This window comes from Pseudomonas sp. Irchel s3f7, from assembly GCF_900187615.1.
Taxonomy (GTDB): Bacteria; Pseudomonadota; Gammaproteobacteria; order Pseudomonadales; family Pseudomonadaceae; genus Aquipseudomonas.
Window position 1 is genome coordinate 160,869 of record NZ_FYDO01000012.1, and the last position, 16,208, is coordinate 177,076.

The window sequence follows — 16,208 nt, forward strand, 5'->3', positions numbered from 1 at the left end:
GCGGGCGTACCCAAGGGCGTTTTCAACATGCTCAACGGCTCGGGGCGAGTGATTGGCGAGGCGATGTCGAGGCATCCCGATGTCGACATGGTTTCCTTCACGGGCTCGACCGGTGCCGGTGCGCAGGTAGGCGAGGCAGCGGCACGCACCATCAAGCGCGTGTGTCTGGAGCTGGGCGGGAAGTCGGCGAATATCGTGCTGCGAGACGCCGATCTGGAAAAGGCCGCGCGCTGGAACATTCAGCGCGGCTTCTTCAATACTGGACAATCCTGCCACGCGCCGAGTCGCATGCTGGTGCATGAAAGCCAGGTGGAGCAGATCATTCCGTTTCTGGTCGACGAAGCAAACCGATTCCGTCTCGGAGACCCGCGAGATCCCGCCACGACCATGGGGCCGATTGTCAGCCGGGCACAATTCAACAGCATCCAGCGTCACATACAGTCGGGCATCGATGAGGGGGCACGGCTGATTGTTGGCGGACTGGGGCGCCCCGACGGCTTCGAACGTGGCTTTTTCACCCGTCCGACCGTGTTCGTCGATGTGACGCCGGAGATGACTATTTGCCGGGAAGAGATTTTCGGGCCGGTCTTGGTGGTGGTGCCTTATTCCACCGAGGCGCAGGCATTGGAAATAGCCAATGACTCGCCTTATGGGTTGGGTGGCTATGTATTCGGTGGGGACCGGCGCAAGGCGTATGAGTTCGCCAGCGGCCTGCGTGCCGGGCGTGTTTGTTTTAACGGTGCGCCGACTAACTCGCTGACGCCTATGGGGGGTTACAAGGAATCCGGCATTGGCCGCTCGATGGGTGTTTTCGGGTTGCAAGAGTATCTGGAAATCAAATCGGTCTATGGCTTTGACGAGGAAGCCGCAGCACTGCCGTCGTTGAAGGCCTGATACGACTATCCAAGACCAAACGCTGCCGCACCGATGATTGGCGCGGCACGCCTGCTGTTTGAAGAGAGTATTTATTCATCTGATTAATAGCACCTTGCGAGCTTGCTCACGTGGTTCGCTTGCTGTGCCACGGACGAGCCCAGTAGGGTAAGGCTCGTCTAAAAAAACGACGTTGCAGTTGTTGTTATTGCGAATGGTCAGTTGCCAAAGATTATCCGCAGGTCGTGCTCGGCCAGGTTTTTCACACTGTTTTCAATCGAGGCATTCTTACAATGGAACTCAACGTAAATGGCACTGTGTATGAGGTTGAGGCGGATGCGGATACACCATTGTTATGGGTGATTCGCGACGATATCGGCCTGACCGGAACCAAGTACGGGTGCGGTTTGGCGCAATGCGGCGCCTGTTCGGTCATGGTGGACGGCGTGCTGCTTCGCTCATGCGTTACACCGGTTGAAGGTGTAAAGGGCAAACAGATTCGCACAATCGAAGCCATTGAAGACGACGAGTTGGGCAAACGCGTAGTGGCCGCCTGGGTCAAGCATCAAGTCGCCCAGTGTGGCTATTGCCAGTCTGGCCAGGTAATGGCCGCCACTGCGCTGTTGCAGCGCATTCCCAAACCTTCCCAAGCCGATATTGCTGCCGCCATGACGAATCTCTGCCGTTGCGGCACTTATAACGCGATCAAGACTGCTGTCGATGAGCTTGCTGGTGCTTGAGCACGCGCAATTCGACTGAGCTGCGACGTGCCTGGTGACAATGCCGACGGCTAATCCTGACCACCTTTAATGGAGCAGGGATTGGTCTGCTGCCAGGCCGAGCATTGAATGCAAACACAGGGGAACACTATGTCAAAACTGGATGATTCAATCGCCGAGCGCGGCGTACTCTCCGACGCGCAACCTGTGAACGTCTCTCGCCGCCGTTTTTTGCAGGCATCGGCTGGCGTCACGGCGGGTGCGCTTGTTATCAGCTTCGGAATTCCCCTTGGCCCGTTGCGTGCTGCCGAGCGTGCCCAGGCATTGCCGCCTGGCGCCCGTGTACCGGCGTTCCTGGAGATTCGTCCGGATAATACCGTTCGCCTGCAGAGCCCCTTTATCGAGGGTGGGCAGGGTATTTTCACGGGCATGGCACAGGTCGTGGGTGAGGAGCTCGATATAGATCCAGCCAGCTTTCTGGTGGAGAACGCGGCGCCCGGGAGTGACTTCAAAGTCATGGAAGGTGGCATGCGCTTCACGGGTGGTAGCCGGTCGATGCGCGCGAGCTACATGACCATGCGCCGACTGGGCGCATCGGCGCGCCTGATGCTATTGCAGGCCGCGTCTTCCCACTGGAAGGTGCCTCTGGCGCAGCTAACTACCGAGCCAGGGCGGGTCATTCATGCCGCTTCCAATCGATCGATCACCTACGGTGAACTCGCGCCGCTAACGCTCGATTTGCCCATTCCCGATCCGCAAACCGTTACTCTGCGCGACCCTGCCACATTCCGCTGGATCGGTAAGCCGGTCCAGCGAATAGACGTCTACGACAAATCCACTGGTAAGGCGCAATACACCATCGATACTCGTGTCGAAGGCATGCTCCACGCCGCGGTACAGCATGCGCCGCGCCTGGGTCTGCAAGTGGGGCTGGTGCGCAACGAGGATCAGATCAGAAACCTCAAAGGCGTGCATTCGGTGCACCGTCTTGAAGGGGCAGTGGCGGTGGTTGCGCAACGCTGGTGGGTGGCCAAGCGTGCCGTCGAGGCTCTGCAAGTGGAGTGGACGGAGCCGGGTGGCGATTCAACCGTGCGCTACATGCCGGCTAATTTCGACACCCAGGCCTATGCGGAGCAACTGAGTAAAACCACCGACGCTGGGGATGAGGCCGAACGTGAGGGCGACCTGCAGCAAGGGCTGGCCGGCGCCAAGAAAATCGTCAGCGCGACTTATCATACCCAATACCTCAACCACGCCCAGTTGGAGCCGCCCTCGGCCCTGGCGCGCTTCGGGGCTGAAGGCAATCTCGATTTGTGGCTGCCGAACCAGGCCCCGGATTTGTTTTTGGCCGACGTCGCCAAGCGCACCGGTCTGGACCCTTCCAAAATCACTCTCCACTCTCCGCTGCTGGGTGGCTTTTTCGGCCGGCATTTTTTATACCCGAATGCATCACCTTACCCTCAGGCTATCCAGCTGGCTCAATCCACAGGTCGACCGATCAAGGTGATCTGGAGTCGCGAGGAAGAATTTTTGCGTGACGTGCTTCGTCCTTCCGCCGTAGTGCGCTTTCGCGCCGGCCTGGATGAACAGGGCATACCGGTGGCCTTTGAAGCAATTAGTGCCACGGAAGGGCCAACCGAGGGTATCGCTAACAAACAAGGAGACAAAATCGACCCGACCGCCGTCGAGGGCCTGGCCGGTAAAAAATACGCCATTGCGCATCGTCGGATCGCTCAACTGTACTCGCAGACCCCCGTGATGCTGGGCTACTGGCGTTCAGTCGGGAACTCCATCAATGACTTTATGTATGAAGCTTTTCTGGATGAAGTGGCGGATGCCGGCGGTCAAGACCCCTATGAGCTGCGGGCCAGGCTGCTGCAGGGCAACGATCGGTTAAGCCACCTGCTCAAGACAGTGGCCGACCTGTCCGGGGGGTGGAAACGAGGGCCGTTCACGGCGCAAGACGGCACCAAGCGAGCGAGAGGCGTTGCAATGGCATCGCCATTTGGTACCGAAACGGCGGTGATCGCAGAGGTTTCCATCAGCAACGGAGCCGTGAAGGTTCACGATATCTGGCAGGCAATCGATCCGGGTAGCATCGTCAATCCCGCCATCATCGAGGCTCAGGTCAACTCAGCCGTGGCCCTCGGTTTGTCTCAAACCCTGATCGAACAAGCCATCTACAAAGGTGGCACGCCGGTAGCGCGCAATTACGACCTCTACCGCATTCTCACACCGGAGATGATGGCCAGGGTCCATGTCCGCGTGGTTGAAAGTGGCGCGCCAATGGGCGGAATCGGCGAACCGCCTCTGCCTGCGGTGGCACCGGCGGTTGCTAACGCCGTCTCGCGACTGACCGGTCAACGAATTCGCAGCATGCCTCTATCGCAGTACCGCTTCGACACCTGATGAGGAATGGCTCGTGAATAAAACTATAAAGTATCTGCTGCCAGCAGGCATCGTCGTGGCAGCTGGCTTGGGCTGGTTTGTCAATCGCACGCCATCTTCGCCTTTTGCTGATGAGACAGCTCCCCCGTCGACAGATGCACAACTTGTCCAACGCGGTGAATATGTTGCCAGGCTGAGCGACTGTGTGGCCTGCCATAGCACGCCAAAAAGTGCGCCGTTTGCCGGTGGGTTAGAGATGGCGACCCCGATGGGGTCGATCTATGCCACCAACATTACCCCGGACAAACAAACGGGCATCGGCAACTACAGCCTGGCCGACTTCGATCGCGCAGTACGCAGCGGAGTCGCGGCTGACGGACACAGGCTGTATCCGGCTATGCCGTATCCATCCTATGCCAAGCTCAGCGATGATGATGTGCGGGCGCTTTATGCGTTCTTCATGGCCGGCGTTAAGCCGGCGCAGCAGCAGAATCAGCAAAGCCACATCCCCTGGCCGCTCAACATGCGCTGGCCGCTGGCTTTGTGGAATACCGCGTTTGTCGATGACGATGCCTATCAGGCCAAGCCGTCAGAGGATGCGCTGTGGAACCGCGGCGCCTACATCGTCCAGGGCGCGGGGCATTGCGGTAGTTGCCATACCCCACGAAGCTTGACGATGAACGAGAAGTCGCTGGATGAAAGCAGCGCTACTTTCCTCAGCGGTTCGCTGCTCGATGGGTGGTACGCGCCGAGCCTGCGCCAGGATCCGAACACTGGATTGGGTCGCTGGAGTGAGCAGCAAATCGTCGACTACCTGAAGACCGGACGTAACGCTCACAGCGTGGTCGTGGGCACTATGGCGGAAGTCTTCAACAACTCGACGCAATACATGTCCGACCCGGACCTGAAAGCCATTGCGCATTACCTGGTGTCGTTGCCGGGCGACCCAAAGCGTGACGGGCCGCCATGGAAGCCATCGGCCACACTGGCGGCTGAACAATCACCACCCTTGTCGACACCTGGGGCAGCCAACTATATGGCCAAGTGCAGCAGTTGCCACGGCAGTGACGGCAGCGGGCAGGCGCCATGGATACCTCCTTTGGCAGGCGCATCTTCGTCGATGGTGAAGGAAAGCGCTACGAGCATCAATGCCACCTTGAACGGTTCCGAACGTGTCGTTGCCAATGGCATTCCGGATTCGTATCGCATGCCCCCGTACCGCAACCAACTCTCTGATCAGGAAGTCGCCGATGTACTGACTTTCGTTCGCACGTCATGGGGTAATCAGGGAGGCGCAGTGAAGGCTGACGAGGTGAAGGAACTGCGTGAGCGAACCAATCCGGCCAGCAGCAACCCGATCATCCTGCAGATGCGTTGAGAGAGTAGGGCGAGGGTCCCGCCAAGACCCTCGCTATAGAAACGGAGTGAGTCGGCTATGAGTTACGAGTTTGTGTTCGTTCGTTCGATTGTGTTGACGATCATCATAGGCTTGTTTCTCCTGGTGACTGGTCGCGCCGCCCGCAAGCGGGGTTGCATCGTGGCGTTCTGCGTATTGGCTGCCGCGGTACACCTTATTTGGTGGTGTCTACCCGAACTCAAAGGTGGATGGAGCGAAGCCGGTCGCTGGCTGGTCAGTGCGTGGGTCGGTGCGGTGCTGACGGCCTTGTTCCTGACTCTGCCCGTCGGGCTGTTTCTTGTTGCGCGTGGCCTTCTTGGACGGCGCTCGACCGTCGGCATGCGCGTTCCTCTGACTTTCGTCGCAGTTTCACTGATCGTTGGGATTGGTGTGAGCTTCGGCACCGTCGGAGGCCCAGTGGTTCGCGAAGAAGTGGTCCATGTGAACGGTCTGCCCGAAGGTTTGGACGGACTGCGGGTCGCTAACATAGGTGATGTCCACATCGGGCCTTTCATCGTGCCCGAGGACTTTGCCCAGGCCATCGACATCGTCAATTCGCGTAAGGTGGACTTGCTGGCGATTACGGGTGATCTCATCGACGATCTCAGCCAGCTGGAGCCGACGCTGGACGCTTTGGAGAGAAGTGACGCGCTGCCTGTGCTCTCCATCCTGGGAAATCATGACAAGTACCCTAACGAAGCCGCCGTAGTCGCCGCTTTGCGTGCGCGCGACCCTCGTATCCAGGTACTCATCAACAACAGTGTCGTAGTGCACCCGCGCGGCGTGCCGTTGCGCATTGCTGGCGTAGATTACCCGCTCGCCTCGGATGGACGTCACATGCTTCCGCGGGACGAGCAGGATGCTGCCATGCGCAGGTTCGCAGACCTGGCGTTCGCCGAGGCGTCGCCTGGCGATACGCTCATTGCGCTGTCGCACCATCCTGAGTTCTTTCCCATTGCTGCCTCGCGTGGTGCGGTATTGACCCTGTCCAGCCATACACACGGCGGACAGGTACGACTTTTCGGGCGGCCAGTAATCGTCGCTTACGACTATATGCATGGAATCTATCGTGATGGCGCAGCGTCTCTTGATGTGACCTCGGGACTCGGCCACTGGCTACCCTTGCGTATCGGTGTGCCGCGGGAAATTTCGATCATTACGCTTCGTCGGGCATGATCCAAGCGGAACTCGAGTCAGGAGAGGCGAGAGGCTCGCATCAGGAGACGGGCGCCGCTTTCGACGGCCGGGCAGTTCAGGGAACGTTGTGACCAGCCGCTCGGATAAGCCCGTACCATTCGGGGCGGGTGAGCGGGATATTCGAGCCCGCGGCTGCCTCGACGAGGCGCTCGGGTCTCGTGGTACCCAGCACTACTTGGATGCCGGCGGGGTGACGGGTGATCCAGGCTGTTGCGATTGCGGTCGGAGTGACGTCGTACTTCTCAGCCAATCGTTTGAGTTCGGCATTCAGCTGCGGGTAGTCGGGAGAGTCGAAGAACACCCCATCCTGAAAAGCTTTCTGGAATGGAGACCACGCCTGCAGTGTGATCTTGTTGATCCTCGCATAGTCGACGATGCCGCCGCCGTCACGAGTGATTGAGTCGTCGAAGCCGGTCATGTTCGACGACAGGCCCTGAGCGACGATCGTCGAATGCGTCACCGAAAGCTGGACCTGGTTCGCCAGGATCGGCTGAGTCACGGCCGTCTTGAGCAAATCGATCTGACGGGGAGTATGGTTGGAAACGCCGAACGCGCGAACCTTGCCGGTGGACTCCAGATGGTCGAACGCGCGGGCGACTTCTTCCGGCTCTACGAGTGCGTCGGGACGGTGCAGCAGCAGCACATCCAGGTAGTCGGTACCTAACGCTTTCAGCGACCTCACGGCCGATTCCACGATGTGCTCGTACGACTGATCATAGTGCCACGGGTCGTCAACGATACTGGTCTTGGACTGGAGGAAGATCTGCTCGCGCTCAGCGCTGCTTAGTCGCAGCGCCTCGCCGAACCGGCGCTCGCACAAATGCGGGCCACCGCCGGGATGGTTGAATCCGTAGAGGTCCGCGTGATCGAAAAAATTGATGCCCGATTCGCGCGCCGTGGTGTAGAGCGCGCGGATCTGGTCATCGGTGCTGCCGGCGATGCGCATCATGCCCGCGACGACGTTGGGAACCCGAGTGTCGGTTGATCCTAGTGCTACGGTCTTCATGAGAGCTCCTTATCAGGGCAGTGGTGGGCTGTCGGACGCCTTGCGTGACTGCAATGCATTCACCAAGGCTGGTTCGCGGGGCCAACTGTGAACTCGTTGATTGTCGTGTCATCGGGCTGGTCGATTGCGAAGGCGACAACGTTGGCGATCCGGTCTGGAGAAATGCCGTACTTGTCATAGATGCCCTGCATCTGGTCTAGCGCCTGCTTATCGCTGATTGTCGCCAGCAGTTCAGTGTTGACTGGGGCCGGGTAGATCGTCGCGGTGCGAATGTTATTGCCCTCCATGGCGGACTCCATGCGCAAGACTTCCATGAAGTCGCGCACGAACCACTTCGTACCGCCATAGACGGCGCCGCCCGGATAGGCCTTGAGCCCCGCCACCGACGAGGTGGTGATCACGTGCCCGGACTTCTGTGCCAGGAACACGGGCAGCACGGCCGCTACGCCATTCAGAACACCTTTCACGTTGACATCGATCATCTGGTGCCAGTCTTCGGTCTTCAGGGCGGACAGCGGCGAGTTCGGCATCAGCCCTGCGTTCAGGAAAATGACGTCCACACGGCCGAATGTTTCTTTGGCCAGTTGAACGATGCGGTCGTTTTCCTCTTGCTTTGTCACGTCCAGCATCTGATAAACCACCTGTCCACCGCTCAGGAGAATCTCGTCCGCGATCTGCTTGAGCTTGTCTTCGCGTCGCGCACCGAGCACGATTTTGGCGCCTTTGCTCGCGAGCAGCTTGGCGGTTGCCTCGCCGATTCCGGACGATGCGCCGGTGATGATGACTACTTTGCCTTTGATCATGATTTCTCTCTCTGGATTCTGGCTGCGAAGGAGACGCAGCAGATGATGAGGCGGTATCTCAGGTCGGTGTTGAGCGTGGGGCGACTACTTTGTCAGCGCACGCTGCTCTTGGGAGAACACCACCCGAACATCGCCACGGCCGAGCGCCTGGGCCAGGCCAGTCGGATCGTCCACGCGGCCTAGACGGGTGTATGAGTAAGCTGAGTCGAAGGTCTTGTAAAAGATGACCACGGTGCGCGATCCCCAAAGCATAAGGTCTCCGTTGCGGATCGTGCCGGGCCGGCTCTCACTGGTGGGCAGCGCGTCAGGCAGCTCTTTTTTCTTCTCGTTTCCGTGGAGGTCCTCCATGTCCAGTGTCAGCGGCAGCGTGGCGGCGAATGCGCGAGTGGCCTCGTTGTCGGCCAGTGTGATGGCGAAGCGACGTTCCCCGACGGTCATCCACAGGCGTGATTCATCCGATTTCTTGGGTGCTTGAGTGACATCCTGCTCAGCGGCCACGGGCAGCGCAGTGCTGGCGGCGTGGGCAGGATGGCCGCTGCACAGTGCAAGGAGAAGCAACGGCATTCCAAGCTGTTGCATGGCCCGCCGGTGCCAGGAATGCCTACGGCTTGCAGCGCCAAGAGAGGAGAGAGCGCCGCCTGTACCGACGTCAACGGTTTTGCCCTGCATGTTGTTCTCCTTTGCAATGCGAAAAATGGGCCAGACGCGTTGCCGCGCCTGCACTTGAATTCGTAGGTTTCGAGCGCGAATTAGCGCAGCAATATGGCGCAGATGCTCCTCAGCGAGTGGCCTATTGCCAGTTCTGGTTGCGATCCTCACTGGAAAGTCAGAAGTGCTGAGTGGCATGAATCCATACCGTAGGGCGCGTCATCCCGCTCAGTCGCATCCAGATGCATTGTCCGCCTGGATGCGACTGCCTCAAGACGTCAAGCGGCGCGTGCCGCCGTGGCCAGGTGCTGCGTGAAGAAGGTCGTCAGCTTGTCGAAAGGAATCACGTCCACACGGTCATACAGATCGGTGTGGCTGGCCTCTGGAATGATCATCAGCTCCTTCGGCTGCGCCGCGGCCGCGTAAGCGGTTTCGCTGAAGTAGCGCGAGTGGGCGTTTTCACCGTGGATGAACAGGACCGGGCGTGGAGAAATTTCCGCGATGTAGGTCAGGATCGGCATGTTCATGAACGACAGGGGTGTAGTGATCGTCCACGAGTTGCCCGAGTTGACCGCGCGCGGATGGTGTCCGCGGGTCGTGCTGTAGTAATCGTGATAATCGACCATGAACTGCGCTTCCCCACCCCTCAGTTCGTTGTAGGGGGGCTGGTAAGCAGGGGCACCATTTTCCGCGTCGACCCAACGTTGTGCGCTCAGTTGTTCGAGCCCTTGCGTGCGCTGTTCGAGGGTTACGCTATCGTTGTAGCCCTTGGACATGACGCGGGTCATGTCGTACATGGTGCTGGCGACAACCGCCTTGACGCGCTTATCCAAGGCCACGGCATTCAGCACCATGCCACCCCAACCGCAGATGCCGATGACGCCAATCCGCTCGCGATCAACGGAGGGTTGCAGGCCAAGAGCATCAACTGCCGCGCTCACATCCTCGGTGTTGATGTCTGGCGAGGCGACGTTGCGCGGCTCACCGCTGCTTTCCCCGGTGTAGGATGCATCGAAGGCCAGCGTGACAAAACCGCGCTCGGCCATGGTTTGCGCATAAAGCCCGGAGGCCTGCTCCTTCACCGCGCCAAACGGGCCACAGACGACAATAGCTGCCAGCTTTGCGCTGGCGTTCTTCGGTTGGTACAGGTCGCCCGCCAGGGTGATGCCATAGCGGTTCGTGAAGGTGATCTTCTTATGGTCCACCTTGTCGCTCTTGGCGAAAGTCTTGTCCCATTCCTGTGTCAGTTGCATGTGCGTGCCTTACATGTAGTTGAGATTGTTCCTGCCAGCCTGAATACCCGTCGAGCAGCGGGGGGCTTGTCGTCAGCGTCATAGGCTTTTAGAACCATGGGGAACATGTTTCGTGAATGACGTCGCCCGTCGGGATCGGCTTTGCCAGCTAATGTATGCCTGTCACTGCCCCAAAACATCCCATGAAATTGCAAGCATCTATGCACGCTATTGGATAATCGCGCCCCCAAGTCCCAGGCGGTTCGAAATGGAAAACTACCCCGATGAGTTCATGCTTGTTCGAATGACATATCACCACGCTGCGATGACCATTGATCATCGAGTCCCGTACATGGAAGTATTCGGTCCGCCTGCATCAGCTCAGCCTCGCTATATGACCGGCGGAAAACCCGCCGCAGGCTGCGTTGGTAGCCGATTCGAGTGACTCGGTCTGGGACAGGCGATGGACGAGACCTTGTAGAGGAAATCGGCCAAGTGCTTAACGGACGTGAAAGCTTGTTTGGTCAAGGCTTGTTGGGCTGCGTCGAAAGAGAGATCACAACCTCTGTTTCCGTTCCGGCAGCTTCCTGCTGAAGCTGCTTCTAAACCCGTTCTTCAGGTCTGTAGGGGCAAGAGACCATTTGAAAAATTAGCCGCTGACCGAAAAGTAATACTTCATCCAGGTTGTGGGCTGGTAGGTTTTTCCAAAAGAAAAAATGCAAAGCCCTGAATCGGTAACGGTATTCGTCTCAAGCATGTTGCTTAGTTGTGAGTCGTGCTCGCTCGTAGTTGAGCGGGCACTAAATCACTGTGTTGATGTGCCATCGATGCGCGGTGATTTCTTGTATTGCGTACTTTTATTCATAAGGCCTAGCACGTGGCTGCATGATTGAGCCCACTAAGCTCGTGATACTTTCAAACCATGTATAGATAGCGATTACGCGACGCCTCGCTAATAGCGCTTTTTAGAGCCAAGATGGCTGGAGAGTTATGGAGCTTCAGATTAACGATAAGACCTATCAGGTCGAAGCTGAGGGCGACACAGCCGCTGCTGTGGGTGATTCGTGACGAAATCGGTATGACGGGAACAAACTATACCTGCAATGGGGATTACGGGTGTGGTCTCGCTCAGTGCGTCGCTTGTTCCGTCTTGATCGACGGCGTTGTGGCGCGTTCCTGTGTCATCCTCATTGCAGGTATATACGGCCGCAAGATCACCACGATTGAGGCGATAGAGCAGGATGATGTTGGCCAACGCGTCGTCGCCTCTTGGGGCAAACACCAAGTGGCACAGTGCGGTTATTGCCAGTCTGGCAAAGTGATTGCAACCCCGCAATCGTTGGGCAATGCGCTGATCCCCAGATCGGGATGAGCGGGAAGGGCATACGCAGGTACTTTTCGGCGCTTCGACAGGCAAGCCCTGATCTACGAGCATAAACGTCGCCAGCGTTTGGAAGGCATGACTGACACTCGGCATTTGCCGCAGTATGTCTTGCCCATTAAGCGCCAAGCTATCTCCGGCCAGCGTACTTTCAGGTCGGCACGGTAGAAATCAAAGAAGCCGGCACCCCGTTGAGGGGGTGCAGACAAAACGCGTCGCAGAGCATCACTCTGGAGCCCGGATGCAGATTCACCATCACCTCGCTGTGCAGTTTTGCCTGGGGGAATAGGATCGTCGCCACCTGTACTGCTTCTTCGCCGAGCCGCGCGGCCGGCGGCAACGTAATGTTGCTGGTCGGTGCGTATAGAAGTCTTCAGCGCCGTAGCGACTTCGCACAAGGTTTAGAGTAAAGCGTTAAATTCGTTACAGAACTCTCCACCCCGCACTCCGGAAGAAATTTCGATGAACGAGCGACATCCTCACTCCAATAAGTCTTTTCTCGGGCCGCTCGTACTGATCGCGGCGGTGGTTGTCGCCGTCGGCGCCGCGTTCGCATACACAGCCGGTTGGTTGACACCCGCACGCCTCACGCCGACCAAGATCGTCGAGGTGCTGGCGCCGCCCGCCGGACCGGCGCTCGGCTTCCGCCGCGCCCATGCCAAGGGTATCTGCTTCACTGGTACCTTCGAGGCCAACGGCACTGGCAGCGATTTGTCCAAGGCACAGATGTTCGCCGCCGGCACCTATCCTGTGACCGGCCGCTTCAACCTCGCCTCGCCCGACCTCAAGGCGCCCGATGGCAGCGCGCGCGTGCGCTCCCTGAGCCTGCGCATCCGAACGCCCGACGGCCAGGAGTGGCGTTCCGCAATGATCAATGCGCCGTTCTTCCCAGTCGCGACGCCGCAGGCCTTCTACGACTTGCAGGTGGCTTCCGCCGACAAGAGCCATCCGGATGCGTTGAAGAGCTTCGCCGCTGTGCACCCCGAGATCGGCGCGTTTAGCCAGTGGGCCGGCAGCGCGCCGTTCACCAGCTCGTACGCGGAAGACCGCTACAACGGCATCAACAGCTTCGTCTTCACCAACGCGCAGGGCCAAGACCAGGCCGTGCGCTGGTCCTTTAAGCCGGCCGCCAAACCTGTGTTGGTCTCGGGCGACGAACTCAAGAAGCGCGAGCCTGATTTCCTGCTGGCAGACATCACCGAGCGCGTCGCGAAGGCGACGCAGCGCTGGGCTATGACGGTCATGGTCGCCGACCCGGGCGACCCGACCGCCGACCCGAGCAAGGTTTGGCCGGAAGATCGCCGCAGCGTCGGCGTCGGCACCCTGTCGGTGACGAAAATTGAGCCCGAGGCCGATGGCTCATGCCGCGACATCAACTTCGATCCCACCGTGCTGCCGGCCGGCATGCGCACATCCGACGACCCTTTCCCCGCCGCACGTTCGGCCGCTTATTCGGTCTCGTACAACCGCCGGACCGCCGAAGAAAAAGACTATCCGCGCACCCCGTCCACCACCACCGCCGGAGCCAAGCCATGAGCCAAGTCAACCAGCAATTCGCGCCGTTACAGCGGGCGCTTCATTGGGGCATGGCGATCTGCATCCTCGTGATGCTGTTCATCGGCGTCGGCATGGTCTCGACGATCACGCCCGCGTACCTGATGCTGGTCTCGATCCACAAGCCGTTGGGCATTGCGATCCTCGTGCTCGCGGTGCTGCGCCTGATCGTCCGCTGGCGCCTTGGTGCGCCGCCGCTGCCGCGTGACATGCCCGAGCCGATGAAGCTCGCCGCCAAACTCTCGCATGTCGCGTTCTATGTGCTGATGCTCGCGATGCCCTTGCTTGGCTGGGCCATGTTGTCGGCGGCGGACTACCCGGTGCTCGTCGCCGGGCTGCGTCTGCCCGCCATCGTGTCGCCCGACGCCGGCCTGCACAGCTGGCTGTGGAACGCTCACAAGTTCCTCTCGTTCTGCTTCTTCGCGCTGATCCTGCTGCACCTCGGGGCCGCTCTGTTCCACGCGCTGGTGCGACGCGACGGCGTGTTCGAGACCATGGCGCCATTTCCGGTACATCCGTCGGTCGACGGCAGGGTCGTGACCAAGTGCGCTGACTGACGCAGGCTCCGTTACCACGGGCGCCGTGGCGCGCGCGTTCTCGGTGGGGCGAGATGAAATACCTCAGTGGGCATGTACTGTGGGACCACGACCTGCAGTGACCGTCGGGCTGGGAGGCTGGCACGAAGTGACGCTGACCCTCGCCGGATCACCGAGCTTCATAGAGATGTTCGTCGCCAAGTTCAGCGAGCCGCCGACTTAAGGTGCCGTGCCTAAACACCTGGCGTCGAAGCCTCCCGCCATTGGCGTTCGGACGCAGGGGGGCGCCTTCACGATACAGAAACTTCGGCGCATGAACGGGATCGCAAAAGCAGAGAAATATCTGGATGCACATGCGTAGCGCAAAGATTTACTAATTTATATCTTTCTTCGTAGGGTGTGCTAGCGGCTGTCAAATCAACCATCGGAACAGACATGAATCTGAAACTTGAGTGGGTTCTGGTCCCAGCATTTCTTGCCATGGGTTTTGCTGTCAGCGCGCTGGCCGCCGAGGTGCGGGCTGAGCGGGTGGCAACCGGATTGGAGAATCCCTGGGCAGTGGCCTTTCTGCCGGCACATCGCTACTTGGTGACAGAACGGCCGGGCCGGCTTCGGGTGGTTGGTGCCGATGGGAGCATCGGCCCGCCGGTTGAGGGGCTGCCGGCGATCGCGGCAGGCGGGCAGGGCGGGCTGCTGGATGTCGTGACCGACAGTGCTTTCGACGTGAATCGCATGGTCTACTTCTGCTTTTCCGAACCGGCCGCTGGTGGCGCGGGCAATAGCACGGCAGTGGCACGCGCGACGCTGTCGAGCAACATGGTGCGCCTCGACAACCTGCAGGTGATTTTCAGTCAGCGACCGAAGGTGAGCAGCTCCGCGCATTTCGGCTGCCGCATCGTCGAGGCGAAGGACGGGACGCTTTTCGTCACGTTGGGCGAGCGTTACAGCCGGAAGGAGGATGCGCAGGAACTCGATAACCACTTGGGCAAAGTGGTGCGCATCCAGAAGGACGGCGCGGTACCGGCCGACAACCCTTTCGTCGACCGCGCCGGTGCCTTGCCGGAGATCTGGAGCTATGGCCATCGCAATAGCCAGGGCGCTACGCTCGGTCCGGACGGCCGCTTCTGGATGAACGATCACGGTCCGCAGGGCGGCGACGAGATCAACGTTCCGCTGGCGGGGCGCAACTACGGCTGGCCGGTCATCACCTACGGCGAAAACTATGGCGGCGGGAAGATTGGCGACGGCCTGACCGCCAAGGACGGCATGGAGCAGCCGCTGCATTACTGGGTGCCCTCGATCGCGCCGTCCGGCATGGCCTTCCTGACTAGCGACCGTTATGGGCCGGCATGGAAGGGCAATCTCTTCGTCGGTTCGCTCAAGTTCGGTTACCTCGACCGTATCGAACTGAAAGACGGTAAGGTCGTGGCCGAGCACAAGTTGCTGGAGGACGGGCATGCCCGTATTCGGGATGTCAGGCAGGGCCCTGACGGCCTGCTCTACGTGCTCACCGACGAACAGGATGGCAAACTGCTGCGTCTTCAGCCGCGCTGAGCGCCATCAGGGCAGGCATTGCGCAGCTGCAGCGTCGGCAAGCCGCGACGCCTGCCCGCAACCTCTTCGACGGCTTGCGCTCGCCGCCTCCCAAGGAGGAACTCGGCGATATCAAGCTGATCGTCGAGAACGATACCAGCCAGGTCGGTTCTGTGGGGAAATGTGTTTCAGGATCTCGACACCAGCGCTGGAAACAGAAGCGAGAAGCCCATTCAGGGTAACAGAGAGGCCGTCAACTCACATTTTCGAACCAGGCGGGAGCGTCCCAGGCCTTGTATTGATCACTCCAACCGCCAACCGTTCAGGTCAAGACCTCCTCTGGAATAACCTCATCGAAGAAATCAGCTGGGTTTGCGCTTGCTCTGATACGAATGCAGGAGCTCATGGAACATTCCATTGACGGTGCTTTCAGGGGGTAAGACTGTACCGGCAGAAGGTGACAACCGCCGATAGGTCTGCCAAGAGGAGGATCATCCTGCGATAACGCTCCCTGACCTATGTCCCTTAGAAGTCCATGGTCAGCCCCGCGTAAACGGCGCGGGCATCGAATGCGGCGTGCAGTGATTGATCCACTCCAACGCTGGTGTCATACCAGACTTGGATCTTGAAATACTTCAAAAACAAGTCCAGAATCAAGTCCATTCCTGCTTCAGGAATAACAGAAACCCTATAGATTTCAATGGGTCGGACGCCAGATACGAGTCTCGTTTCCCGCTCCAAATATTGTTTTTCGGTTCTCTGTTGAGTGCTGCGAAACCAGAAGAGAAGAGGCTTAGGCCTCTTTTTTTTCGTCTCCCTCCGTGTCAGGCTACCTGTCACCCTTGTTGATTGACTCATTCATTCAAGAGGGCGAAGGTGCATAACAATGTCCAATCTAGGCAAACGCTACGACGACGACTTCAAAGATTGGGTCGTCTTGCA

At 59.2% G+C, this 16,208-nt stretch carries 13 protein-coding genes and 1 pseudogene; 9 read left to right on the forward strand and 5 right to left on the reverse strand.

The features are described from left to right. The 5 genes from CKW19_RS12845 to CKW19_RS12865 all read left to right on the forward strand — a co-directional run. Positions 1 to 894: aldehyde dehydrogenase family protein (locus tag CKW19_RS12845; protein ID WP_143500357.1), on the forward strand; the 894-nt coding region annotated here is incomplete at its 5' end. Between the two features lie 272 nt (positions 895 to 1,166). Further along, positions 1,167 to 1,613: a (2Fe-2S)-binding protein gene (locus CKW19_RS12850; RefSeq protein WP_013692840.1), complete on the forward strand. Its 447-nt coding sequence runs from the start codon at positions 1,167 to 1,169 to the stop codon at positions 1,611 to 1,613. A gap of 129 nt (positions 1,614 to 1,742) precedes the next feature. Beyond that, complete coding sequence (locus tag CKW19_RS12855; protein WP_095058175.1) at positions 1,743 to 4,001, forward strand: molybdopterin cofactor-binding domain-containing protein; 2,259 nt, start codon at positions 1,743 to 1,745, stop codon at positions 3,999 to 4,001. Between the two features lie 13 nt (positions 4,002 to 4,014). Beyond that, on the forward strand, positions 4,015 to 5,358 hold the full coding sequence (locus CKW19_RS12860) for a cytochrome c (protein WP_048393010.1): 1,344 nt from the start codon (positions 4,015 to 4,017) through the stop codon (positions 5,356 to 5,358). A gap of 57 nt (positions 5,359 to 5,415) precedes the next feature. Further along, positions 5,416 to 6,552, forward strand: a complete 1,137-nt coding sequence (locus tag CKW19_RS12865) for a metallophosphoesterase (RefSeq protein ID WP_095058176.1) — start codon at positions 5,416 to 5,418, stop codon at positions 6,550 to 6,552. 76 nt (positions 6,553 to 6,628) lie between these two features. Here CKW19_RS12865 and CKW19_RS12870 read toward each other — a convergent pair whose 3' ends face one another. The 4 genes from CKW19_RS12870 to CKW19_RS12885 all read right to left on the reverse strand — a co-directional run bounded on the left by CKW19_RS12870 (position 6,629) and on the right by CKW19_RS12885 (position 10,283). Next, the gene (locus tag CKW19_RS12870) at positions 6,629 to 7,579 is read right to left on the reverse strand and encodes an aldo/keto reductase family oxidoreductase (protein ID WP_048393012.1); all 951 of its coding nucleotides are present in this window, start codon (positions 7,577 to 7,579) and stop codon (positions 6,629 to 6,631) included. A 59-nt stretch (positions 7,580 to 7,638) separates the two neighbouring features. After that, complete coding sequence (locus tag CKW19_RS12875; protein ID WP_095058177.1) at positions 7,639 to 8,382, reverse strand: SDR family oxidoreductase; 744 nt, start codon at positions 8,380 to 8,382, stop codon at positions 7,639 to 7,641. A gap of 84 nt (positions 8,383 to 8,466) precedes the next feature. Next, the gene (locus CKW19_RS12880; protein ID WP_231983783.1) at positions 8,467 to 9,051 is read right to left on the reverse strand and encodes a cyclophilin-like fold protein; all 585 of its coding nucleotides are present in this window, start codon (positions 9,049 to 9,051) and stop codon (positions 8,467 to 8,469) included. A 257-nt stretch (positions 9,052 to 9,308) separates the two neighbouring features. Next, entirely contained in the window at positions 9,309 to 10,283 is a 975-nt protein-coding gene (locus tag CKW19_RS12885; RefSeq protein WP_095058178.1) for an alpha/beta hydrolase, read from the reverse strand. A 969-nt stretch (positions 10,284 to 11,252) separates the two neighbouring features. Here CKW19_RS12885 and CKW19_RS29075 point away from each other — a divergent pair. The 4 genes and pseudogenes from CKW19_RS29075 to CKW19_RS12905 form a co-directional block, all read left to right on the forward strand. Next, positions 11,253 to 11,589 (forward strand): annotated as a pseudogene (locus tag CKW19_RS29075) ((2Fe-2S)-binding protein); the annotation flags it as partial. 516 nt (positions 11,590 to 12,105) lie between these two features. Then, a complete protein-coding gene (locus CKW19_RS12895) occupies positions 12,106 to 13,179 on the forward strand; it encodes a catalase family peroxidase (protein ID WP_048393018.1) in 1,074 nt (357 codons plus the stop codon). Next, positions 13,176 to 13,754 (forward strand): cytochrome b, encoded by a 579-nt coding sequence (locus CKW19_RS12900; RefSeq protein WP_095058179.1) that lies wholly within the window; start codon positions 13,176 to 13,178, stop codon positions 13,752 to 13,754. The genes CKW19_RS12895 and CKW19_RS12900 overlap by 4 nt, the downstream gene beginning before the upstream one ends. Positions 13,755 to 14,168: 414 nt before the next feature. Then, entirely contained in the window at positions 14,169 to 15,287 is a 1,119-nt protein-coding gene (locus tag CKW19_RS12905) for a PQQ-dependent sugar dehydrogenase (protein WP_177408809.1), read from the forward strand. A gap of 504 nt (positions 15,288 to 15,791) precedes the next feature. Here the strand turns inward: CKW19_RS12905 and CKW19_RS28740 are convergent. After that, complete coding sequence (locus CKW19_RS28740) at positions 15,792 to 15,929, reverse strand: hypothetical protein (RefSeq protein WP_156877850.1); 138 nt, start codon at positions 15,927 to 15,929, stop codon at positions 15,792 to 15,794. Positions 15,930 to 16,208 lie beyond the last annotated feature (279 nt).

Bases quoted from the DNA above. Each gene is read 5' to 3' on its own strand.
- CKW19_RS12850 (WP_013692840.1), top strand. From the start codon at position 1,167: ATGGAACTCAACGTAAATGGCACTGTGTATGAGGTTGAGGCGGATGCG.
- CKW19_RS12855 (WP_095058175.1), top strand. From the start codon at position 1,743: ATGTCAAAACTGGATGATTCAATCGCCGAGCGCGGCGTACTCTCCGAC.
- CKW19_RS12865 (WP_095058176.1), top strand. From the start codon at position 5,416: ATGAGTTACGAGTTTGTGTTCGTTCGTTCGATTGTGTTGACGATCATC.
- CKW19_RS12870 (WP_048393012.1), bottom strand. From the start codon at position 7,579: ATGAAGACCGTAGCACTAGGATCAACCGACACTCGGGTTCCCAACGTC.
- CKW19_RS12875 (WP_095058177.1), bottom strand. From the start codon at position 8,382: ATGATCAAAGGCAAAGTAGTCATCATCACCGGCGCATCGTCCGGAATC.
- CKW19_RS12880 (WP_231983783.1), bottom strand. From the start codon at position 9,051: ATGCAGGGCAAAACCGTTGACGTCGGTACAGGCGGCGCTCTCTCCTCT.
- CKW19_RS12885 (WP_095058178.1), bottom strand. From the start codon at position 10,283: ATGCAACTGACACAGGAATGGGACAAGACTTTCGCCAAGAGCGACAAG.
- CKW19_RS12895 (WP_048393018.1), top strand. From the start codon at position 12,106: ATGAACGAGCGACATCCTCACTCCAATAAGTCTTTTCTCGGGCCGCTC.
- CKW19_RS12900 (WP_095058179.1), top strand. From the start codon at position 13,176: ATGAGCCAAGTCAACCAGCAATTCGCGCCGTTACAGCGGGCGCTTCAT.
- CKW19_RS12905 (WP_177408809.1), top strand. From the start codon at position 14,169: ATGAATCTGAAACTTGAGTGGGTTCTGGTCCCAGCATTTCTTGCCATG.
- CKW19_RS28740 (WP_156877850.1), bottom strand. From the start codon at position 15,929: ATGGACTTGATTCTGGACTTGTTTTTGAAGTATTTCAAGATCCAAGTC.